Origin of the sequence: Microbacterium forte, assembly GCF_031885415.1 — a bacterium.
Lineage (GTDB): Bacteria > Actinomycetota > Actinomycetes > Actinomycetales > Microbacteriaceae > Microbacterium > Microbacterium forte.
The window spans coordinates 1,502,563-1,525,156 of record NZ_CP116871.1; the positions used below are offsets into that span (position 1 = coordinate 1,502,563).

Here is a 22,594-nt window from a genome sequence, read left to right on the forward strand (position 1 = left end):
GATTGGTAACCAAGCCCTCACCGAACGTCCCAAAGGGCCCCTGACGAAGGTGGAATATCGCGTGGAGAAGCGCTCAGATGCGCGCGGCCGATCGCGCGAATGCGCGGTGACTCAGGCCGTCCCGCCGGTGCCGGCGGTTGCGTCCTCGAACTCCTCGACCTCGCGCTCCCACTGGTCCTTCGCGAGTCGGTACCAGAGGTAGAACGCGAACCCGGCGAAGATCGCCCATTCCGCCGCGTAGAAGATGTTCAGCCAGTTCACCGGCGACTGCTCGTCGGGCGCCGGTGACGAGATGTCGGTGAGACCCGCCGTCGCCGTGACGGAGGCCAAGTACGGCCGATAGACATCCAGGTCGTCGACGTCGTGCCAGTGGCTGAGGAGCGCCGCGGTCGACATCCGGTCCATGCGCTGCGGATCGTCCTTCGGTGGCAGGGAGGGGCCCTCGTCCGAGATGACGCGTCCGACGATCGATGCTTCTGCGTCGCCCTCGTTCAGCTCCGCCACGGCCGCATCGGCGACCGCGCGGTCGGCGGTCCAGCCGATCGCGACCGCTATCGACGTGCGCTCCGCGACTCGCAGCTGACCGGTCACCCAATAGCCTTCGACATCGTCGTTGAATCGGCTCGACACGATGAGGAAGTCATCGGGGATCCACGTTCCGGTCGTCTCGACCTTCTGCCCGACGAGCGGCTCCGGCAGATACTGCCCCGGCTCGACGACATCGGTCAGCGGCCGCACCTGCTCGGTCGCTCCGGCGGGCGGCGGATCGGTCTCGATGGCACGTTCGAGCTGCCATTGGCCGAGCCACGCGAACACGCCGGCGACGACCAGGCACAGCACGAGCATCCCGATCCAGCGTCCCCGGAGCATGACCTCTCGGAGGGTCGGCGGGAACAGAGCAGCAGAAGTCACAGCGTCGTGCGTGGCTCAGGCCTCGTAGGGCGCGAGGACGACCTCGACCCGCTGGAACTCCTTGAGGTCGGAGTATCCGGTGGTGGCCATCGACTTGCGCAGCGCCCCGATCAGGTTCGACGTGCCGTCGGCGACGGGGGCAGGACCGTAGAGGATCTCCTCGAGCGTGCCGATGCCGCCGACCTCGACGCGGCGGCCGCGCGGGAGCTTGGGGTGGTGCGCTTCGGGACCCCAGTGGAAGCCGCGACCCGGTGCGTCCGTGGCGCGGGCGAGCGCGACGCCGAGCATGACCGCGTCGGCGCCCATCGCGAGCGCCTTGACGATGTCGCCGGAGGTGCCGACGCCGCCGTCTGCGATCACGTGCACGTAGCGTCCGCCGGACTCGTCGAGGTAGTCACGACGGGCGGCGGCGACGTCCGAGACGGCCGTGGCCATCGGGGCATGGATGCCGAGCGTGGCCCGGGTGGTCGATGCCGCTCCCCCGCCGAATCCGACGAGGACGCCGGCCGCGCCCGTGCGCATGAGGTGCAGTGCCGCGGTGTAGGTGGCGGCTCCGCCGACGATGACGGGCACGTCGAGGTCGTAGATGAACTTCTTGAGGTTCAGCGGTTCGTCGACGCTCGAGACGTGCTCGGCCGACACCGTGGTGCCGCGGATGACGAACAGGTCGACGCCGGCCGCAGCGACGGTGTCGTAGAACTCCTGCGTGCGCTGCGGGGTCAGGGATCCGGCGACGGTCACGCCGGCCTCGCGGATCTCGGCGAGGCGCTGCGTGATGAGCGCCGGCTTGATCGGCTCGGAGTAGAGCTGCTGCATGCGCGCGGTCGCCTCGCCCTCGTCGAGGGCGGCGATCTCGGCGAGAAGCGGCTCGGGGTTCTCGTAGCGGGTCCACAGGCCCTCGAGGTCGAGGACGCCGAGTCCGCCGAGCTGCCCGAGCATGATCGCCGTCTGCGGGCTCACGACGGAGTCCATCGGGGCGCCGAGCACCGGGATGCCGAATCCGAAGGCGTCGATGGTCCAGGCCGTCGACACGTCCTCCGGGTTGCGGGTGCGCCTCGAGGGCACCACCGCGATGTCGTCGAACGTGTACGCGCGACGCGCACGCTTGCCTCGGCCGAGCTCGATCTCCATGGTCACCACTCCAGACTACCGGGCGCACGCGATGACACCGACGGCTGGGAGACTGAGAAGGAGCTCGGGAGGCAATATGTCGGATTCGATGGAGGTCGCCGTCATCGGCGGCGGCGTGATGGGCCTCGCGACCGCGTGGGAGCTCGCCCGGCGAGGGCTGAAGCCTGTCGTGTTCGACCGTTTCGCCCGCGGACACCACCAGGGGGCCTCGCACGGCGCGACACGCAACTTCAACAACGCCTACGACGAAGAGCACTACCTCGACCTGCTCGTGCGCGCGCGTGAGGGGTGGAATGCCCTGGGGCAGGTCGACGGCGAGCCGCTGCTGCGCCTCCATGGCCTCGTGACCCACGGCGATGTCGACGTCGCCGTGATCGAGCGGCGTCTGATCGATCGCGGCATCCACGCCGAGACGCTGACGGCCGGCGAGGCATCGTCTCGCTGGTCGGGCATGCGCTTCGGCGATGATGTGCTGTTCTCCCGCGATGCCGGTGTCGCCCGTGCATCCGCCGCGCTGGGTGAACTCGAACGACGCATCGTGGCCGCGGGAGGCGAGGTGCGCTGGGAGACCCCGGTGGCGCGCATCGAGGAGACCGACGAGGGCGTCGACATCATGCTGTCCGAAGAGCGGATGCGGGCAGACGTCGCCGTCGTCACGGTCGGCGCCTGGACAGAGCGGATGCTGCCCGGCATCCGCCTGCCTCGGCTGGAGGTCACCGAGGAGTTCCCCGCGCACTTCCGCCCCAGAGGGGACGACGTGTGGCCGTCGTTCAATCACTACGTCGACCCCGACCTCCACCCGGCGACGGTCTACGGCATGCCGACGCCCGGCGAGGGCGTCAAGGTCGGCTTCCACCGCGTGGGCGACGTCGTCGACCCCGATGCCCGTCCGCACGCGGTCACGCACGCGGGGGCTCTCGCGGACTACGTGCGCGAGTGGATGCCGGGTCTCGACCCGGCATCCGCCGTTCCCGTCAGCTGCACCTACACCTCGACGGATGACAGCGCCTTCGTGCTCGATCGGCGCGGACGGATCGTGGTGGGTGCAGGCTTCTCGGGTCACGGGTTCAAGTTCGCACCGGGGGTCGGCGCGACGCTCGCAGACCTGGCGCTGGACCCGACGGCACTCGCGGCTGCGCCCTTCCGCCTGTCCTGACTCAGCGCGCCCGCGCCACCCGACGCTCATCCCACACCGGAGCGTCGGACTCGTACACCTCTCCGTCTGACCCGAACACGAGGAACCGGTCGAACGAGCGCGCGAACCAGCGATCGTGGGTGACCGCGAGCACGGTTCCCTCGAAGCGCTGCAGGGCGTCTTCAAGGGCCTCCGCCGACTCGATGTCGAGGTTGTCCGTCGGCTCGTCGAGCAGCAGCAGCGTCGCGCCGGAGAGCTCGAGCAGCAGCACCTGGAACCGCGCCTGCTGCCCGCCGGAGAGCGATTCGAAGGCCTGCTGCGCCTGGCGGACGAGTCCGTACCGGTCGAGCGCCGAGCTGGCTGCGTCCCTCGGCATCCCCGCTCGCCGCTCGTCGCCTCTGTGCAGGATCTCGAGCAGAGTGCGGCCGACGAATTCCGGATGCGCATGCGTCTGGGCGAACAGCCCCGGCACGACGCGCGCGCCGAGCGTGGCCCGCCCGCTGTGATCGACGGGAGCCAGCTGCTCCCCCGTGGATGTCACGTGGCCCAGCGACGGATCCGGGTCGCTGCCTCCGCTCGCGAGCAGGCGGAGGAAGTGCGACTTGCCCGAGCCGTTCGACCCGAGCACCGCCACCCGATCGCCGTACCAGACCTCGGCATCGAACGGCCGCATCAGGCCGCTGAGCTCGAGCCGCTGCGCGACCACCGCGCGTTTGCCGGTGCGTGCTCCGCGCAGTCGCATGTCGAAGTCCTGAGCCGGCGGCCGCTCCTCCGGCGGGCCCGCCTCCTCGAACTTGCGCAGACGGGTCTGCGCCGCCTGATACCGCGACGCGAACCCGTCGTTCGCCGATGCCTTGACCTTGAGGTTCGCGACGAGGGTGCGCAGCTTCTCATGCTGCTCGTCCCACCGACGGCGGAGCTCGTCGAGCCTGTCCATGCGGTCGCTGCGCGCCTGGTGGTAGGTTGCGAACCCGCCACCGTGCACCCATGCCGAAGCACCGGCACCGCCGGGTTCGAGAGTGATCAGGCGGTCGACCGCCCGCGCCAGCAGCTCCCGATCGTGCGAGACGAGCAGCACGGTCTTCGGCGTCTGTCTCAGCTGCTCCTCGAGCCAGCGCTTCGTGGGCACGTCGAGGTAGTTGTCGGGCTCGTCGAGCAGCAGCACCTCGTCCGGTCCGCGCAGCAGCGCCTCCAGAGCGAGCCGCTTCTGCTCGCCGCCCGACAGCGTCGTGAGGTCGCGGAACCGCGCACGCTCGTAGGGCACGCCGAGAGCGGCGACCGTGCACTGATCCCACACGGTCTCGTGCTCGTACCCGCCGGCGTCCGCGTACTCCGCGATCGCCGTCGCGTAGGCCATCTGGGTGTCGTGCTCATCCCGTTCGATCAGCGCGTCCTCCGCCGCCTCGAGAGCCACCGCCGCCTGACGGATGCGCCGAGGCGCCACTCTCACGAGCAGTTCGTGAACGGTCTGGCCGGCCTCGCCGTGGCCGACGAACTGATCCATCACACCGAGCCCGCCGTCGATCGTCACGACCCCGGCGTCTGCGGCCTGATCGCCTCGGATGATGCGGAGCAGCGTCGTCTTGCCTGCCCCGTTGGGTCCGATGAGCGCGCTCGTCGAACCGGCTCCGACGCGGAACGTCGTCTCGTCCAACAGCGGTCTGCCGTCAGGAAGGGTCAGCGAGACCCCTGCAACATCTATGTATCCCACCGTGCGTGGCCGTCCTTCCGCCCGCATGGCGAGCCGACCAGGCTATCAGCTGCCGGAGCCGACGGCGGGTCAGGAGCGACGGCCGACCACCTGGATTGCCTCGGTGCGGGGCGCCACCGGGAGAAGCATCCGGAACTCGGTGCCGACGCCCTCCCTGCTCGTCACATCCATCGAGCCGCCGTGGGCGAGCACGATCGCCCGAGTGATCGTGAGCCCCAGCCCGACGCCGGGCACCGCGTTCCGGGTCGCGGTCGACGCGCGGAAGAACCGGGTGAACAGCATGCCCTGCTCGTCTTCGGGGATCCCCACGCCGGTGTCGCGCACCGCGAGCTCGACGGCTCCGTCGACCTCGCGCAGGCTCGCGGTCACCCGCCCTCCCGCAGCGGTGAACTTGATCGCGTTCGACAGCAGATTGTCGAGGGCCTGCCCGATACGTCCCGAATCCACGGTCATCAGCACCGGACTCGTCGGGACCTCGGCGAGGATCTCGATGCCCTGCCGCTGCGCGTGCGGCCCCGAAGACGCGACGGCGCTGCGCACCAGCTCGGCGACGTCGGCTTCTCGGCGTTCGAGCGGGAAGCGACCGGACTCGACCTGGGCGGTGAAGAGCAGGTCGCCGACGAGATTCAGCAGCCGCTGCGCGTTGCGCTCGATGATGTCGACGAACTCCTGCTGATCCGACGTGAGCGGCTGGGCCGGATCGTTCTGCAGGAGGTCGAGGAATCCGATGATCGCGCTCAGCGGTGTGCGCAGCTCGTGCGAGATCATCCCGACGAACTCGTCCTTCATGCGTGCGACCTCGACCGCCCGGGTCTCGTCCGTGATCACCAGCAGGTAGCCATGTCGCGAACCGTCGGAGTCCTGATAGGGGGTGACGGTGACACGGGCGGGGACCGTCGACCCGCCCTCCCTCGCCACGTCGATGTGCGAATCCACCGGCAGCCCGGCGTCAGCATCGTCGAAGAGTGCGCGCAGCCCGGGGTGGAGCTCATCGCCCGGCGTCGGCCCATGCTCGGGGACGAACGGGGCGAGCGCGTGCGAGGGGAAGAACCGGTCGATCTGCACCGCGGCGAGCGCGTCGGGCACCTCCATGCCGAGCAGCCGCACAGCGCCCGGATTCCAGGCCGTGATGGTTCCGTGGTTGTCGGTGGCGATGACGGCCTGTCCGGTGATCGAGTTCCACAGGCTCGTGAAGGACTCGGAGAGCGCGCGGTACTGCTGCTCGCTCGACTTCAGCTGCTCGAGGATCTCCTCGTTGGCCGCCAGGGCCGCCGTGCGCTCGACGACGTGGGCCTCGGCCTGGGTGGTGCGAAGACGCTGCTGGCGCGACAGCTCGTTGACGATGGCCCCCACCGTCGCGAAGACCAGCGGACCGATCACACCGCGCAGCCAATCGGCCGGGGCCTCCGGCGGGTCGATGAGGTTCGGCATGACCAGGGCGATCGACGAGAGGACCCCCACGATGAGGACCTGCCTGCGACCGGGAGCGGCGGCGATCCAGACCACGGGGAGGAGGACGAAGGAGGAGAAGAGCGATGCCGGCCCTCCGGTGCCGGTCCGGATGGCTCCCAGTGCGACGATGTCGATCATCGGGATGAGCATCACGATCCAGCCCTCGTACACACCTCGCACCGAGAGCACGGCCGCAAGCGCTGTGACGGCGGCGATGGTGACGAGCCCGAAGATCGCGACTGCTGTGTCCGTCACCGGGATCCCCGGGACGGTCCACATGAGCACGGCCGCGATGGCGACCGCGATCGCCGTCGGCCCCTGCTTCATCAGCGGCGTCGGGTTGTCGAAGTAGCGGCGCCAGCTGCGCTCCATCGACTGCTGCACGGTGCTGGTCGGAGTCATCGTGTCGCTTCTCGCAGGAGCGCTCGCAGATCCGCACCGATGATCGGCTTGGGAAGCGCGGCATCGGCGTCGGGGTAGTCCGCGACGTCGAGCACCGAGCTCACGATGAGGAAGCAGTCGGGGAAGCGGGTCTTGATGAGACGCGCCAGCTCCGTCCCGCTGATGCCGGGGAGCAGCAGGTCGAGCACCGTGACGGCCGGAGAGATCGTCGCGAACGCAGCGATCGCCGTCTCGGCATCCGCCGCTGCGAACACGTCGAACCCCTCGCGGTCGAGGTAGCGCTTCAGCAGCGCCGTCTGGTCTGCGCTGTCCTCGACCACGAGGGCCAGCGGCCGCGCGGTCATCGCAGGAACAGCTCTCGCACGATCACGATGACGACGACGATGCCCAGGGCGAGGAGCGCCTGCGGGATCAGGAGCTTCTCGCGACGGGCGTCGGCGGCGATCTCCTCCTCCTCGGCGCTTCTCGAAGGTGCTTCGGTCATGAGTCGACCCGTCCGATCTTCTCGGTCTTGATCCATGCGGCGTCGGCGTGGCGCCACTCTTTGATGTACGAATCCACGGTGATGGCGCACAGAAGCGACCCATACCCGCAGACGTAGAGCAGGAGGCCGGCGAAGAAGCGGCCGCCCGGCAGTCGTTCCACCGCGCGTGCGAGCCAGATGCCGAGCATCGAGATCGGCCCCCAGAGATAGAAGATGACCGCCCAGGTGAACCGGGTCTCATCCGTGACGGCGATTCCGAGGTCGCTCAGCCCCGCCTCGAACAGCCAGGGGAACAGCGCGATCGCCATCAGGATGAGAGCCCCGAGTCCGGGGAACATCAGCGCCTCGCGCCAGGATTGACGGCCGATCCGCCCGTCGAGCTGCACCGCGTAGAGCATCGAGTACAGATAGATGCAGGCTGCGGAGATCCACATGAACCGGAAGACGAACTCGGCGATGTCGCTGTGCAGGACGAGCAGCACGAGCAGCGCCGTGGCGGCGAGGATCATGAACGCCGGCAGCAGCAGGATGGTGAACCACGCGAGACCGAACGCGAAGCTGCCCAGGTTGTGCACGCGGCTGGGTCGGAACCAGAGATGGCGGTAGATCGAGGTCAGCTGCACGTTGCCTCTCGCCCACCGCAGGCGCTGCTTCCAGAGGCTGTCGATGGTGCGGGGCTCCTCGGCGAGCACGACCGCGTGGGGCTCGAAGACCATACGGCGCCCCGCCAGCTGACCCTCGAACGTCGTCATCGTGTCTTCGGCGAGCGTGCCGGTCGGGATCCGACCGCCGATGGCTTCGAGGTTCGCCCGCGAATGCAGCTGCGCGCCGCCGGCCAGGCACGCGATCGCTCCCCCGACGTTCTGGGTGCGCCGGGCCGAGAGCTGTCCGATGACATACTCGATCGCGATGAACCGGGTGAGGTAGTTGCGGTCGCGGCTGCCCTCGGCGATGTAGGCCGTGACGGCCCCGACCTTCTCGTCGGCCAGGTGCCGGCTCATCTTCCGCAGCGAGTCCCGCGCAAAGATCACGTCGGCGTCCATGATCAGGACCGCTTCGGTCCACTCGTCCGCGAGCACGATGTCGAGCCCGTGATTCAGCGTGTGCGCCTTGCCCTCGCCGCCCTTGTCGCGACGCAGGTGCACGACGCGTCCGGGGTACGCCGCAGCCTTCGCCGCGACCACCTCCGGGGTGTCATCGGTCGACGCATCGTCGATGACGAAGATCCGCAGCCGGTCGGCCGGGTACTCCAGCTGCGTGAGGCGTTCGATCGCCTGCCCGAGCACGAGCCCCTCGTTCCAGGCGGGGATCAGCACGGCGATGCGGGGGTGGTGCGGAGCTGCCTTGCCGTAGTGGTTGCGGAAGGCATGGATCGGGAGCACGAGGAACTGCAGGCCCGTGTTGATGACAGGCAGCGTTCCGACCAGCACGCAGAGGAGCAGGAACACGACGACGACGGTCTCGACCCAGTTCAGCTCGGGCATCAGCGAGCCCTCCATCCGTCGAGGATCTCCACCACGCGCGAATAGCGTCCGACATCGGAGGCCACATGGCTGTCGGTCGACGCGACGATCTCGGCGCCGGCGCCGTGCAGTGCGTCGAGAAGCGGGATACCGGGGCACCCCCACTTCTCGTTCACCTCGACGATCGTGTCGGTCTCGGCCGCCGTCTTCGCCCAGGCCGCGATGCGATCGGCACCGAGGTCGTTCTCGGAGAGACCGATCTTGGGCAGGATCGAGAAGCAGTGCGCCAGCTGGTTCCCCGGGTGGCGGCGCATGGCCGAGATCAGCGCGGAGACCAGCTGATCGAGCGCGTCCTCCGGAGCCCAGCCGCCCTCGATCCGCTCTCGGACGACGCTCGGACCGAGCGGTCCGTCGACGCCGGGGAACTGATGATCGGCGATCAGGATGCGGTCGATCCCGGTGGGCAGCTCGGGGATGTCGAGGTCACCCGAGGCATCGAGGATCTTCGCCTCCACCCCGGTCAGCACGGTGAGACCGTCGGGCACCTGCAGCGACCGCACGGCCGCGAGATAGTCGGGCACCCAGGGTGTGGATCGGCGCACATGGTCGACCAGGCGCACGGTGGCGAGCCCCGCCGCGGATGCCGCCGCGACGTTCTCGGCGAGAGTCGAGACCGCGTCGTCCGAGAACGTCGAATGCACGTGGTGATCGCCTCGGAGCAGCGCGTGAGTCACAGCTCCTCCTGGTGCCCCGCGTGCGCGGAGATGAGGACCTCGTCGACGTCGAGGATCACGTCCTCGAGGAACCGCACCGAGGCGACCTCGCGGAAGGGGATCGTCGACGGGATCTCACGACCCAGGAACAGATCGGCGACGAGCGAGGGGATGTCGACGCCGGCGGCGATCGTGAGCGGAAGAGCACCCGGGAACCGCGGATTGACCTCGAGCAGCACGGCACGGCCAGCGCGGTCCCGCCGGAGCTGCACGTTGGCGACGCCCACGAGTCCGATGGCACGCGCGATCGACGCCGCGGCGCTCTCGAGCTCTTCGTCGTGCACCGTGCGTCCGGCGATCGCGACACCCGAGTCGACCCTGGCGCGGGTGCGCGGCACAGCCGCCACCACCGCACCCGAGGCGTCTGCGATCACATCCACGGAGTACTCCTCGCCGGGGAGGAAGTCCTGCACGATGAGTCCCTCATCCTCGGGAAGCGCGTCGAGCGCCGCGCGGTCGGGGACGACTCGCACGCCACGGCTGCCCGCACCCTGGCGAGGCTTGGCGAAGGCCGGGAACTCCCAGTCGACCGCGCGGGCGTCGGGACCCGCGAGCTCGGTGCGCGGGGTGAGCCCCGTCGCCTCGCAGCGCTCGGCGAGCAGCAGCTTGTCGAGCGCCACCGAGAGCGTGTCCTGCGAGGGCGCGGCGAGCACTGCCGGGGCGAGCTCGTCGCGTCGGCCGGCGAGTGCCGCGAGCTCGACATCCACCGTGGAGATCACGAGGTCGAGTCGATCCTCCTCGACCATGCGGGCGATCGTCGAGACGAAGTCCTCGTCGCGCCCCGGTGGCACGAGACGCCGGTGCGTCGGCGGGACGAGGTAGATGCCGCTGGCCCAGCCGTCCATGTCGGCCGCGAAGACCTCGAGGTCGGATCGGCGCAGGAGCGAGCGGATCACGGCCACGCCGGCAGGGCCTCCTGCACCGGTCACCAGCACGCGCGCGGTCATCAGCTCTCCCTTCGAGTGAGCTCGTGGGCGCCGATGAACTCGGCGGTCTCGCGCACGACCTCGAGCGGCTCCACGGCCGCTCCGCCGCCGAAGCGCGACCAGTATCGAGCGGTGGCCGTCACGAAGTCGGGGTCCAGGTAGTCGCGCGTCGCCGTCTGCGAGCCGAAGCACTCGAGCAGGCGCAGCTTCTGAGCGATGTACTGATCGATCCGCACGAAGCGCGTCGGACGGAAGTCGATGGTGGCCGAGGGGCTCTGGTAGCAGGCGACGGTGCCGACCCTGCGGGTCGCGGCGATCGTCGCCTCGCTCACGGCGCGGTGATCCTGGTGACGGTCGTTGGACGAGTGGGTGTAGACGATCGTCGGCTGCACCTCCTGAACGACCTCCTCGATCAACCGCACGGTGGCACCGCCGCCGGAGATCTCGGTGTCCACGAGGTCTTTGACGAACAGGCGCGCGTTGAGGATCTCGGCCGAGGCGAGCGACTCGTGCTGCCGACTGTCGGCGTCTCCACCGCGCGCACCGCGCGAGAGGGTGAGGATGGTGATCGAGTCGCCGGCCTGGGCGTGCGCCGCGAGGATCCCGCCCACGCCGATCTCGACATCGTCGGGGTGCGCGCCGATGGCGAGCACGACCTCTTTGGTGCGGCCGGCTTCACGTCGCGCGCGACCCTCGGTCGCCAGCCGCTGCACGGCCTCGACGAGCTTCAGATTGTCGAGCGGCTTCGTGAGGAACTCGTCGGCCTGCGCGCGCAGGGCCGACACCGCGTACTCGACCGAGACGTGCGCGGTCATCACGATCACAGGCAGCAGGGGATCATTGCGACGCAGCTCTGCCAACAGCTCGAGGCCGTCGAGACCGGGCATCTCGATGTCGGTGACGACGACGTCAGGGGTGAAGGTCTCGAGTCGCTCGACGGCAGACTGTCCGTCGTGCGCGACCGCGACCTCACAGCCGGCCCGCCTCTCGAGCACGGTCTTCACGAGCAGGGCGACGTCAGGGTCGTCATCGACGACGAGGACGCGGGGAGCATCCTGGGGCATATCTGCGGCTCTCATTGGGGAAGTCCCCTGCCGATCAGCGTCCGGCATGTCACTCCCTGCGCCCTTCGCGCCGAGAGCTCGAGGGGAAGTCGAGCGGGTGTCTCTAAATACTGGCATATCAATAGACCGCAACGACCGCGCAGCACGACAGAGGGCCGGATGCTGTCGCATCCGGCCCTCTGTCTCTTCTGTCTCAGCGCTTGTAGTTCGGCGCCTCGACCACGATCTGCACGTCGTGCGGGTGCGACTCCTTGAGCCCTGCCGCGGTGATGCGCACGAACTTGCCGCGCTGCTTGAGCTCTTCGATGGTGCGCGCACCGACGTAGAACATCGACTGGCGCAGCCCGCCGACGAGCTGGTAGGCGACGGCCCCGACAGGACCGCGATACGGCACCTGACCCTCGATGCCCTCGGGGATGAGCTTGTCGTCGCTCGGCACGTCGGCCTGGAAGTAGCGGTCCTTGGAATACGAGGTCTGCTTGCCTCGTGTCTGCATCGCTCCGAGCGAGCCCATTCCGCGGTACTGCTTGAACTGCTTGCCCGACTGGAACACGATCTCGCCCGGCGATTCGTCAGTGCCGGCGAGCAGCGAGCCCAGCATCACGGCGTCAGCACCGGCGACAAGGGCCTTGGCGATGTCGCCCGAGTACTGCAGTCCGCCGTCGGCGATCACGGGCACACCGGCGGGGCGTGCCGCGAGCGATGCCTCGTACACGGCGGTGACCTGGGGCACGCCGACGCCCGCGACGACACGGGTGGTGCAGATGGAGCCGGGTCCGACGCCGACCTTGACGGCGTCGACGCCCGCGTCGACGAGCGCCTGAGCGCCCTCGCGGGTCGCGACGTTTCCGCCGATCACATCGATGTGCGCGAAGCTCTCGTCGGCCTTGAGCCGCTTGACGAGGTCGATCACGCCCTGAGACTGGCCGTTGGCCGTGTCGACCACGAGCACGTCGACGCCGGCATCGCGCAGCGCCTCCGCGCGCTCCCAGGCGTCTCCGAAGAATCCGATGGCCGCGCCGACGCGCAGGCGCCCCTGGTCGTCCTTCGTCGCCAGCGGGTACTTCTCGCTCTTGTCGAAGTCCTTGATGGTGATGAGGCCGGCGAGCCTGCCGTCGTCGTCGATGAGCGGCAGCTTCTCGACGCGGTGGTGCGCGAAGAGCGCGATGACCTCGCCTGCGGCCACGCCCACCGGTGCGGTGACGAGGCCCTCCGACGTCATGACGTCCTTCACGAAGGTGGTCTGACGCTCGAAACCCGACACGAACCGCATGTCGCGGTTGGTGATGATGCCGACGAGGCGGCCGTCGGCGTCGACGACAGGAAGGCCCGAGATGCGGTACTTGGCGCAGAGCGCGTCGACCTCTTCGACGGTCGCGTCCGGCGACGTCGTGATCGGGTCGGTGATCATGCCCGACTCGCTGCGCTTGACGCGGTCGACGTGCGCGGCCTGATCGGCGATCGAGAGGTTGCGGTGCAGGATGCCGATGCCGCCCTCTCGTGCCATCGCGATGGCCATCCGAGACTCGGTGACGGTGTCCATCGCGCTGGACAGCAGCGGTGTCGCGACCGAGATCCGGCGGGTGATCCGCGACGAGGTGTCGGCCTCGCTGGGGATGACGTCGGTGTGCCCCGGGAGGAGCAGCACGTCGTCGTACGTGAGTCCGACGAAGCCGAAGGGGTCGTGCTGGTCCATGGATTGTCCTCCTGCGGGCGCGATCTGGGGGCGAGGGTGTACCAATTCTAAGCGTCGGGAGCCTGAGGAAATTCCCGGTCGTCGCGCGCTCCCGCGCAGCACGACACGCGGAGACGCTCCGGATTCGCAACTTCGTGATGGGATCGTTCTCACCGTGAGCAGATCGTGCCTTGGTTGAAACAGAGCCGACACATTACGCTCATACCGTCGTACATCAGGGCCGATGCACAACTCCGTCATGGCCTGTGTACTGGGCTGGAGGTTCTGTGCGTCCGACGATCTCGGCGAATCGAAGCGGAATGCGGTGGGTCATCATCCTGCTCGCGTCGCTCCTCGCCATCGCTTTCCTGTGGTTGCAGCCTCCTGCAGCGGCCTCCGCCGAAGAGACGGACGACGGGCAGGAGATCACCGACTTCTACTTCGCCGGCGTCATCACCTTCGACGACGACCCGGTCGAAGGCGTCGTCATGACGATCGAGGGCGGCGGCTTCGAGGGCGAGACCGAGACCGACGCAGAGGGCAAGTGGCGCCTGTACGTGCCTGAGAAGGACACCTACACGCTCACCGTCGACGAGGAGACGCTCCCCGACGGTGTGATCGTCGACGCGGCGCAGCTGCCGGAGGGCACTCAGCCCATCGCCGGCACGACGGCGTCGTTCGAGGTCGAGTTCGGTCTGACCGGCACCAAGATCCTCAACCTCTTCCTCGGCGAGGGCGAGAGGATGACGACGTCCTTCATCGATCAGCTCCTCTCGCGTCTCGTGGGCGGTCTGAACTTCGGTCTGCTGCTCGCACTCGCCTCGATGGGCGCCGCGCTCATCTACGGCACCACCCGGCTGTCGAACTTCGCGCACGCCGAGATGGTCACCTGGGGCGGCCTGGTCGCCCTCGTGACGACGAGCTTCTGGCATCTGCCGCTGTGGCTCGGGATCATCGCGGCTGTCATCGGCGGCGGCCTCTTCGGCTGGGCACTGGACGCCGGCATCTGGCGTCCGCTGCGAAGACGAGGGCTCGGGGTCGTGCAGCTGATGATCGTCAGCATCGGCCTGTCCCTCGCCCTGCGCTACGCCTTCCAGTACATGATCGGCGGCGGCACCCGCCAGCTTCCCGGTGCCAGCCCCGAGCCCTTCCGGTTCGGTCCGATCTCGCTGTCGTACATCGACCTGATCGGAATCGTCGTCAGCATCGTCGTGATCGTCGGGGTCGCGTTCTTCCTCACACGCACCCGCATCGGCAAGGCCACCAGGGCGATCTCCGACAACCCGCAGCTCGCGGCCGCGTCGGGCATCGACGTCGACAAGGTCGTTCGCTACGTCTGGATCCTGTCCGGCACCCTCGCGGCGATCTCCGGCATCCTCTGGGCGTACTTCCGCCCCGGTGTGAAGTGGGACATGGGCATGCAGATGCTGCTGCTCATCTTCGCCGCCATCACCCTCGGCGGCCTCGGCACCGCGTTCGGCGCGCTCGTCGGCTCCCTCATCGTCGGCATCGCGGTCGAGGTCTCCACCCTCTGGATCCCCTCGGATCTGAAGTATGCGAGCGCCCTGGTCGTGCTCATCGTGATCCTCCTCGTCAGACCGCAGGGCCTGCTGGGACGCAGGGAAAGGTTGGGCTGATCGCCATGGACTTCGGAAGCATCTTCTCGAACACAGCCGCTTATCTGTTCAGCCCCGTCACCCTGGCGTACGCTCTGGCGGCGACCGGTCTGGCCGTGCACTTCGGATACGCGGGACTCCTCAACTTCGGTATGGCCGCCTTCATGGCCATCGGCGGGTACGGCTACGCCATCTCGGTGCTGACCTTCGGTCTCCCCTGGTGGATCGGCATGCTGATCGGCCTGCTCGGCGGCGCGCTGTTCGCCGTCCTCCTCGGCATCCCGACGCTGCGGCTGCGAGCCGACTACCTCGCCATCGCGACGATCGCGGCCGGTGAGATCGTGCGGCTGCTCTTCACCACCCAGATCTTCGACGAGTACACCAACTCGGCCGACGGTCTCGCGCAGTTCAACGGCGGGTTCCGCGACGCCAACCCCTTCCCACCGGGCACCTACGGGTTCGGGCCGTGGACCTACAGCGCGAACGACCTGTGGAACCGCGTGTTCGGACTCCTCGTGCTGCTCGTCGCGATCCTGCTGGTCTGGTCGCTCATGCGCAGCCCGTGGGGGCGCGTGCTCAAGGGCATCCGTGAGGACGAGGACGCCGTGCGCTCGCTCGGCAAGAACGTCTTCGCCTACAAGATGCAGGCGCTCGTGGTCGGTGGTGTGATCGGCGCGGCCGGAGGGATCGTGTTCGTCCTCCCGTCGGCTGTGGTCCCCGGCAGCTACACGACCTCGCTCACGTTCTTCCTGTGGACCGCCCTGCTGCTCGGTGGAGCAGCCACGGTGTTCGGCCCGACGCTGGGCGCGATCCTCTTCTGGGTCGTGTTCGCGTTCATGGCCAACCTGCTGCCGTCCATGGCGAAGGCGGGAATCCTGCCGATGTCCGACAGCCAGGCCTCGACCCTGGTGTTCATCTTCGTCGGCATCGCCCTGATGCTGCTCGTGATCTTCCGACCTCAGGGCATCCTCGGAGACAAGAGGGAGATGACCTTTGTCAAATGAACTGACCCCCGACGAGAGCGCCGAGACGGCGCCCGCAACCGGGAGCATCCGACGCCCCAAGACCACCGGTCTCGCGAAGGGCCCCGCGGCCCCCGGCGTGCCGAAGGTCGACCCGATCCTCGTGGCAGACGCCGTGCAGCGACGCTTCGGCGGCCTGACCGCCGTCGACGTCGATCACGTCGAGATCCCGCGTGGCGCGATCACCGCGCTGATCGGTCCGAACGGCGCGGGCAAGACGACGCTGTTCAACCTGCTGTGCGGGTTCGACAAACCCAACGCAGGCACCTGGTCGTTCGACGGGGTGAGCCTCTCGGGCGTCCCCTCGTTCAAGGTGGCGCGCATGGGACAGGTGCGCACGTTCCAGCTGACCAAGTCGCTGTCGCTCCTCACGGTGCTCGAGAACATGAAGCTCGGGGCTCCGGGGCAGCGCGGCGAGGGCTTCTGGTCGAGCCTCTTCCCGTTCCTGTGGCGCAAGCAGGACCAGGAGATCGAGGGCAAGGCGCGCGAGCTGCTCGCCCGCTTCAAGCTCGACGCCAAGGAGAAGGACTTCGCCGCATCGCTCTCGGGCGGGCAGCGCAAGCTCCTCGAGATGGCCCGCGCTCTGATGAGCGACCCGACCCTGGTGATGCTCGACGAGCCGATGGCCGGTGTCAACCCGGCCCTCACGCAGTCGCTGCTCGACCACATCCTCGATCTCAAGGGCCTCGGGATGACCGTGCTGTTCGTCGAGCACGACATGCACATGGTCCGCCACATCGCGGACTGGGTCGTGGTCATGGCGGAGGGTCGCATCGTCGCCGAGGGACCCCCGGACGAGGTCATGGAAGACCCCGCGGTGGTCGACGCCTACCTCGGCGCGCACCAGGATCTCGATCTCGGTGCCGTCACCGGTCGCATCCCCGTGATCGAGAATGCCGCAGCCGCCAAGCTCCGCGAGCAGATCGAAGCAGAAGCCGAGGCGGAGCTCGAAGCGACGAGCACCCGCGATTCCGACCAGAAGGGCACCGCATGAGCGCCGCCACCCCCGCAGCGTCGTCGCCGTCACCCGACGACATCGTCGTCGAGCTCAAGGACGTGCACGCCGGATACCTCCCCGGAGTGAACATCCTCAACGGCGCGAACCTGGTCGCACGTCAAGGAGAGCTGATCGGCATCATCGGCCCCAACGGCGCGGGCAAGTCGACCCTGCTGAAGGCGATCTTCGGCATGGTCAACATCCGCGGCGGCGACGTCACCCTGAACGGGGACAGCATCGTCGGGTTGAAGGCAGACAAGCTCGTCAAACGCGGCGTCGCCTTCGTGCCGCAGACGAACAACGTCTTCCCCTCGCTCTCGATCGAGGAGAACCTGCAGATGGGGCTCTATCAGAACCCCAAGATCTACGCAGAGCGCCTCGAGTTCGTCACCGGCATCTTCGCCGAGCTCGGCAAGCGCCTCAAGCAGCGCGCGGGCTCGCTCTCGGGCGGTGAGCGCCAGATGGTGGCGATGTCGCGGGCGCTCATGATGGACCCGTCGGTGCTGCTGCTCGACGAGCCCTCCGCCGGCCTCTCCCCCGTGCGCCAGGACGACGCGTTCATCCGCGTCTCCGACATCAACAAGGCGGGAGTGACCACGATCATGGTCGAGCAGAACGCACGTCGCTGCCTGCAGATCTGCGACCGCGGCTACGTGCTCGACCAGGGCAAGGACGCGTACGAGGGCACAGGGCGCGACCTGCTGAACGATCCGAAGGTCATCGGCCTCTACCTCGGCACGCTCGGCACCGACGCCGCCTGAGGCGGCAGACAGAGAGAGAGGGGCGGATGCTGCGGCATCCCGCCCCTTCTCTCTGTCTGCGGCTCTGTCCGGGTCTCAGTCCGGGCCTGCGGGACGGGGAGGGTCGGCCACGCCCGGTGACCCCGTGGCCTTCGCAGATGCTCGGGACACGACGAAGGCCCCGGATGCTGAATCCGGGGCCTTCGCTCGTGATCAGTTGGTGCGGGAGATCAGGTTCTCGGCGTCGTACACGTACGTGCCGATCGAGGCGCCCTGCGGGTCGCCGTTCTCGTCGAACGTGATCTCGCCCGAGTATCCGTCGTAGTCGGCCGTGCCGCCTCCGTTGATGATCTCGGCGCAGTCGGCGAAGCTGGTGCACTTCTCTCCGTCGCCGGTGCCACCCGAGACCTCAGCCATCTTCGCTGCGATGTCCGCGCCCTCGGTCGAGCCGGCCGCGAGCGACGCGAGCGAGACGAGCACGACGGCGTCGTACGCCTCAGCCGCGTAGGTGAAGTCGTTGACCTCGGGGTTGCCCTCGCCGGTCCAGTACGCCTGCAGACGGTCGGTGAAGTCATCCTCGAGTGCCGGGCCGGGCTTGGTGCCCTGTGCGCCCTCGAGCGAGAACGGGAAGTTCGTGTCGGGCGAAGAGCCGTAGTCCGACAGGTTTCCGTCGACGAGGTAGAACTTGTCCGGCGAGATGCCCGCGTTCACGAGCAGCGGCGCGATCGTCTTGAACTGGTCGAACGACACGATCGCGACGGCGTCGGGGTTCTGCGCCTTGATGGTCTCGACCTGTGCGTCGAACTGACCGTCACCGACGTTGTACGACGCGTCGGCCACGACCTCGCCACCCGCGTTCTCGAACGTCGACTTGATGTTCTCGAAGAGACCGGTGCCGTAGGCGTCGTTCTGGTAGATCACGCCGAGGGTCTTGTGCCCGTCTTCGGCGATCAGGTTGCCGAGGACCTCGCCCTGCAGCAGGTCGCTGGGAGCGGTGCGGAAGTAGAGTCCGTTGTCGTCCCAGTCGGTGAAGTCGGGGCCGGTGTTCGAGGCCGAGATCTGGAGGATGCCTGCGCTGACGTTGCCGTCGAGGATCAGACGCGAGACGCCGGACGCCGCGGCACCGACGATGGCCGTGACGCCTGCGCTCTGCAGCTTGCTGATCGACGTCTCGTAGGCCTTGGTGTCGGTGTCGCCCTCGTCTTCGGCCGTCAGGTTGATCGTGATACCTGCAGCAGCGTCGTTGACCTCCTTGACGGCGAGGCCGACGCCGGATTCCATGGGCGGGCCGAGGAACGACAGCGAACCGGTCTGCGGCAGCAGCGAGCCGAGCTCGAGCGTGAGGTCGGCCGTCGATCCGCCGCCTCCGCCGTCGGACGGCTCCTCGGAGGGCGTGCTGCTGCAGCCTGCGACGACGATCGCCGAGGCGCTCAGCAGCGCGACTCCTGCGAGAATCTTGGCGCTGCGCGAGCGCGTGAATGCGGTCATGATGCTCCCTTGCGTGACTGGCCGTGGATTGTGACCACGGTCGGGTGCTCTAACACTAGGACTGAAAGGCTTCGCGTAGGGGTCGCCGATGTTTCGGTGCGTTAACGATCCGACACCGAGTTCCGCAGGCGTGAACCGGAGGTTCAGACCAGTGCCGGCTGAGCGATCCGACGCCCTCGCCGCGCGGCGAGCAGCAGGTCGATCACGAACACCAGGATCGCGACCCAGACGATGATGAACCCCGCCCACCGCTCGGGCGGCATCGGTTCGCCGAGCACGACCGCACCGATGATGAACTGCATGATCGGCGTGATGAACTGGATCATCCCGATGACGGTCAGGTTGATGCGTCGGGTGCCGGCGGCGAACAGCAGCAGCGGCACCGCCGTCGCCACTCCCGCGAATGCGAGGAGCACCGCGTGCCAGACGCCGTGGGAGCCCATCGTGATCCCGTCGGGGGTGGCGGCGACGAGGATCAGCTGCACGACGGCGATCGGGATCAGCCAGAACGACTCGAGGGTGAGTCCGCTGACCGCGTCGACTGCGGGGCCGATCTTCTTCTTGATGAGTCCGTAGACCCCGAACGAGGCCGTCAGCGAGAGAGCGATCCACGGGAACTCGCCGTAGAAGAGGACGATCACGATCACCGCGACGGCGGCGATGCCGATCGCGGCCCACTGCAGCCTGCGGATGCGCTCCTTGAGCACGAACACCCCGAGGAGCACCGTCGTGATCGGGTTGATGAAATACCCGAGGCTCGTCTCGACGATGTTCTCCGAGAGGGTGCCGATGAGGAACACCTGCCAGTTGACGTAGATCAGGACGCCGGCGAGAGCAGTCCATGCCAGCAGCCTCGGCTGCCGGATGATCGCGCCGAACGCCGCCCAGCCGCGCATCACGGTGAGAAGCAGAAGACAGAAGACGAGCGACAGCAGCACCCGCCACGCGACGACCTCCCACGGCCCCGTGGGTGCGAGCAGAAGGAAGTAGAGGGGCAGCACGCCCCAGAGCAGATACGCACCCCCTGCGTACGCGACTCCCGCCGTCTGAGTGGCTCGGGAGGCGGCGTTCGTCGGGGTCACCGCACAACCCTATGCCCGTCGGTGAGCGGCATCGCACCCGAAGCCGTCGCCGACCGGACATTGGCAGGAATCGATGCAACGGTGGCGCCTCCCCGGCCGTTCAGCGGCCTCGCCGACCCCTGAGCACGACCGCGACGAGGAGGGCGGTCGAGAGCGCCATCGCCGCATTGAGTCCGATCGCCATCTGCAGCCCGGCGAGAAGACCCGCGGCGGCGAACGCCGCGACCACAGCCGCCATCACCGGCGTGCCCAGTGCGATGCCCACCTGCTGGCTCATCGTGACGAGACCGGTCGCCAGGCCCTGCTGTTCAGAGGGAACCGACCCCGTCGCCGTCACGACATAGCCGACGATGGCCACGAGGTTCGCCACGCCACCGAGGAACGTCAGAACGAGGAGCGGAATCGCCCAGGCATGCTCGTCCGATGCGAAGGCGAGCGGGAACGTGGCGCCGGCCTGCACGATCAGCCCGACGACGATCGCGCGCGACGATCCGACCCTTCCGATGACGCGGGGCGCGAGAAGGCCACCGAGCACGGTGCCGATACCGAGCACTCCGAGCATGAGTCCGGCAGCGATCGGGGTGTACCCGAGGATCTCCTGCAGATAGATGGTCAGCAGGAAGACGAGTGACGTCTCAGTGGCGAAGGCGAGGAGACCGGCGAGGTTGCCCCAGGCGATCTCCCCTCTCCTCAGCAGCGAAGGTGCGATGAGCGGTTCGATCGCTCTCTTCTCGGCGAGCGCGAACAACACGAAGAACACCGCGGAGACCCCGAGCGGCATCCACGTGCCCGGTTCGCCCCAGCCGACGCGCCCCGCGGAGTCGATGCCGAAGACGAGTGCCACCAGAGCGGCTGTCACGGTGATCGCGCCGACGACATCGAGCCGAGCCCGTGCGACGCGACGCGGCTCGTGAAGGACGAACGCCCCGACGAGCAGGGCTGCAGCGGCCATCGCGACGTTGACGAAGAACGCCCAGCGCCACGAGACGCCTCCGGTGAGCAGCCCGCCGAGCACCGCTCCCGACGTGAAGCCCGCCGCCATGAGCGCACCGTTGAGCCCGAGCGCCCGCGAGCGCGCCCGCCCCTCGGGGAACATCGTGGTCATCAGCGCGAGAGCCGCCGGAGTGACCATCGCCGTCGCGACGCCCTGGCCGACGCGGGCGGCCAGGAGAACACCCGGTGTGGTCGCGAGTCCGCCGACGACCGATGCCGCACCGAGCAGCGCGAGCCCGGCGATGAACAGTCGTTTGCGCCCGAGCAGATCGGCCACCCGCCCGAAGAACAGGGTGAACGACGCGGCGCACACCGCGAACGCGGTCACGATCCACTGGAGCGACGCGGTGTCGAACCCCAGTTCCCGCCCGATCGGAGGCAGCGCGACGTTGAGGATCGAGAAGTCCACGGCGAGGGTGAAGTTCGCCGTCAGAAGGACGCCCATGGCGAGCGCCTGCGACGGGGTGAAGCGATCGGTCGCCTGCGGCGCCGTGGCGGGGAGAGTCGAGTCGGAATGAGTCACGCTGCTCAGACTCCGCCCGGCGGCACGGGGCAACCAGTCCCCTCTCGTGACTAGCACCGCCAGGGACAGGCTGCGCGTGCGGCGGTCGTGGAGAATGGCTCCATGGATCCGCACCCCGCGTTCACCAGGCCGATCGCCTCAGAACGGCCGGTGACCGAGCTCGGCGAGTTCCTGCGCTCCCGGCGGGATCGCGTCACCCCCGACGACGTCGGGGTTGCCAGCTTCGGCCGTCGCAGGGTTCCGGGCCTCCGTCGCGAAGAGCTCGCACGACTCGCCGGGGTCTCGGTCACCTACCTGACCCGCTTGGAGCAGGGCCAGTCGCAGAACGCATCCGACGCGGTCATCGACAGTCTCGCCCGCGCGCTCCAGCTCGATGCCGACGAGCATACGCATCTCCGAGCGCTCGCACGCCCGCGATCAGCCGCTCCCCGCCGTCCCCGAAAGACCGAGCAGCCGCATCGAGGCGCCTCGCAACTGCTGCACGCCATGGGAGTTCCTGCTGTGCTGCTGGGCCGTTTCAACGACATCCTCGACTGGAACAGCGCCGGCCACCTTCTGATGGCGGGCCACATCGAGGTCGATGCGCCGTCTCGGCCGGCCGGGCGCCCCAACCACCTCCGGATGCTGTTCCTCGATCCGCACACACGAGACCTGTACGCCGACTGGAACGAAGAGGCCGCGTTGGCCGTGGCATCGCTGCGCTACGTCGCCGCACGATTCGTCGACGACCGACAGCTCGCCGAACTCATCGGCGAGCTCAGCCTGAGCAGTCCCGACTTCGCGAAGCTCTGGGCCGGACACATGGTCAAGCTCTGCACGAGCGGCAGCAAGCGCTTCCGCCATCCTGTCGTCGGCGAACTCACGCTCGGCTACGAGGTCCTTCACCTACCCGAGGGAGATGGCCAGCGGATCCTCGCATACAGTGCGGCTCCCGGCAGCGCTGCCGCGGCGGCCGTCGATCTGCTCCAGTCGCGCTGAATCCGGCCGCGGTCGTCTGACACGGTC

General features: G+C 68.3%; 20 protein-coding genes. 6 read left to right on the forward strand and 14 right to left on the reverse strand.

From position 1 onward, the window contains the following. Nucleotides 1-111 precede the first annotated feature (111 nt). The gene (locus tag OB895_RS07275) at nt 112-870 is read right to left on the reverse strand and encodes an SURF1 family protein (RefSeq protein ID WP_311879921.1); all 759 of its coding nucleotides are present in this window, start codon (nt 868-870) and stop codon (nt 112-114) included. A 57-nt stretch (nt 871-927) separates the two neighbouring features. Continuing rightward, nucleotides 928-2,043, reverse strand: coding sequence for a GuaB3 family IMP dehydrogenase-related protein (locus OB895_RS07280; RefSeq protein ID WP_042539210.1), 1,116 nt, complete (start codon nt 2,041-2,043; stop codon nt 928-930). Between the two features lie 76 nt (nt 2,044-2,119). Between OB895_RS07280 and OB895_RS07285 the strand changes: the two genes are divergently transcribed. Next, nucleotides 2,120-3,199, forward strand: a complete 1,080-nt coding sequence (locus OB895_RS07285) for an FAD-dependent oxidoreductase (RefSeq protein WP_079112378.1) — start codon at nt 2,120-2,122, stop codon at nt 3,197-3,199. A 1-nt stretch (nt 3,200) separates the two neighbouring features. Here the strand turns inward: OB895_RS07285 and OB895_RS07290 are convergent, their stop codons facing one another. The 9 genes from OB895_RS07290 to guaB all read right to left on the reverse strand — a co-directional run bounded on the left by OB895_RS07290 (nt 3,201) and on the right by guaB (nt 13,149). Then, on the reverse strand, nt 3,201-4,889 hold the full coding sequence (locus OB895_RS07290; RefSeq protein WP_311879668.1) for an ABC-F family ATP-binding cassette domain-containing protein: 1,689 nt from the start codon (nt 4,887-4,889) through the stop codon (nt 3,201-3,203). Between the two features lie 69 nt (nt 4,890-4,958). Continuing rightward, nucleotides 4,959-6,743, reverse strand: coding sequence for a sensor histidine kinase (locus OB895_RS07295; RefSeq protein WP_042539204.1), 1,785 nt, complete (start codon nt 6,741-6,743; stop codon nt 4,959-4,961). Then, a complete protein-coding gene (locus tag OB895_RS07300; RefSeq protein WP_042539202.1) occupies nt 6,740-7,087 on the reverse strand; it encodes a response regulator in 348 nt (115 codons plus the stop codon). Before OB895_RS07300 ends, OB895_RS07295 begins: the two co-directional genes overlap by 4 nt. Next, on the reverse strand, nt 7,084-7,227 hold the full coding sequence (locus OB895_RS07305; protein WP_171821987.1) for a hypothetical protein: 144 nt from the start codon (nt 7,225-7,227) through the stop codon (nt 7,084-7,086). Before OB895_RS07305 ends, OB895_RS07300 begins: the two co-directional genes overlap by 4 nt. Beyond that, nucleotides 7,224-8,726 carry a glycosyltransferase family 2 protein gene (locus tag OB895_RS07310; RefSeq protein WP_228385658.1) on the reverse strand — a complete coding sequence of 501 codons (1,503 nt, stop codon included), beginning with the start codon at nt 8,724-8,726 and terminating at the stop codon, nt 7,224-7,226. The genes OB895_RS07305 and OB895_RS07310 overlap by 4 nt, the downstream gene beginning before the upstream one ends. Beyond that, the gene (locus OB895_RS07315; protein ID WP_042539200.1) at nt 8,711-9,424 is read right to left on the reverse strand and encodes a PHP domain-containing protein; all 714 of its coding nucleotides are present in this window, start codon (nt 9,422-9,424) and stop codon (nt 8,711-8,713) included. The genes OB895_RS07310 and OB895_RS07315 overlap by 16 nt, the downstream gene beginning before the upstream one ends. Continuing rightward, complete coding sequence (locus OB895_RS07320) at nt 9,421-10,410, reverse strand: ATP-grasp domain-containing protein (RefSeq protein WP_311879671.1); 990 nt, start codon at nt 10,408-10,410, stop codon at nt 9,421-9,423. Before OB895_RS07320 ends, OB895_RS07315 begins: the two co-directional genes overlap by 4 nt. Then, complete coding sequence (locus OB895_RS07325; protein ID WP_231567489.1) at nt 10,410-11,468, reverse strand: response regulator; 1,059 nt, start codon at nt 11,466-11,468, stop codon at nt 10,410-10,412. The genes OB895_RS07320 and OB895_RS07325 overlap by 1 nt, the downstream gene beginning before the upstream one ends. A 178-nt stretch (nt 11,469-11,646) precedes the next feature. Further along, a complete protein-coding gene (gene guaB, locus OB895_RS07330; RefSeq protein ID WP_042539194.1) occupies nt 11,647-13,149 on the reverse strand; it encodes an IMP dehydrogenase in 1,503 nt (500 codons plus the stop codon). A 299-nt stretch (nt 13,150-13,448) separates the two neighbouring features. Here guaB and OB895_RS07335 point away from each other — a divergent pair, with 299 nt between their 5' ends. From OB895_RS07335 to OB895_RS07350, 4 genes are read left to right on the forward strand one after another with little or no spacing between them, the layout of a single operon-like run. Beyond that, nucleotides 13,449-14,765 carry a branched-chain amino acid ABC transporter permease gene (locus OB895_RS07335; RefSeq protein WP_042539449.1) on the forward strand — a complete coding sequence of 439 codons (1,317 nt, stop codon included), beginning with the start codon at nt 13,449-13,451 and terminating at the stop codon, nt 14,763-14,765. 5 nt (nt 14,766-14,770) lie between these two features. Further along, entirely contained in the window at nt 14,771-15,748 is a 978-nt protein-coding gene (locus tag OB895_RS07340) for a branched-chain amino acid ABC transporter permease (RefSeq protein WP_042539192.1), read from the forward strand. 46 nt (nt 15,749-15,794) lie between these two features. Continuing rightward, nucleotides 15,795-16,760, forward strand: a complete 966-nt coding sequence (locus OB895_RS07345) for an ABC transporter ATP-binding protein (protein ID WP_042539447.1) — start codon at nt 15,795-15,797, stop codon at nt 16,758-16,760. After that, nucleotides 16,757-17,524, forward strand: coding sequence for an ABC transporter ATP-binding protein (locus tag OB895_RS07350; RefSeq protein WP_042539190.1), 768 nt, complete (start codon nt 16,757-16,759; stop codon nt 17,522-17,524). The genes OB895_RS07345 and OB895_RS07350 overlap by 4 nt, the downstream gene beginning before the upstream one ends. 192 nt (nt 17,525-17,716) lie before the next feature. On the opposite strand, the gene OB895_RS07355 is transcribed toward OB895_RS07350, so the two are convergent. From OB895_RS07355 to OB895_RS07365, 3 genes are all read right to left on the reverse strand, one after another. Continuing rightward, entirely contained in the window at nt 17,717-18,991 is a 1,275-nt protein-coding gene (locus OB895_RS07355) for an ABC transporter substrate-binding protein (RefSeq protein WP_042539188.1), read from the reverse strand. A 143-nt stretch (nt 18,992-19,134) separates the two neighbouring features. Then, the gene (gene rarD / locus OB895_RS07360; protein WP_056375809.1) at nt 19,135-20,073 is read right to left on the reverse strand and encodes an EamA family transporter RarD; all 939 of its coding nucleotides are present in this window, start codon (nt 20,071-20,073) and stop codon (nt 19,135-19,137) included. A 100-nt stretch (nt 20,074-20,173) separates the two neighbouring features. Then, nucleotides 20,174-21,589: an MFS transporter gene (locus tag OB895_RS07365; protein WP_311879675.1), complete on the reverse strand. Its 1,416-nt coding sequence runs from the start codon at nt 21,587-21,589 to the stop codon at nt 20,174-20,176. A 102-nt stretch (nt 21,590-21,691) separates the two neighbouring features. On the opposite strand from OB895_RS07365, the gene OB895_RS07370 reads away from it, so the two are divergent. Beyond that, nucleotides 21,692-22,567: a helix-turn-helix transcriptional regulator gene (locus tag OB895_RS07370; RefSeq protein ID WP_042539184.1), complete on the forward strand. Its 876-nt coding sequence runs from the start codon at nt 21,692-21,694 to the stop codon at nt 22,565-22,567. Nucleotides 22,568-22,594 lie beyond the last annotated feature (27 nt).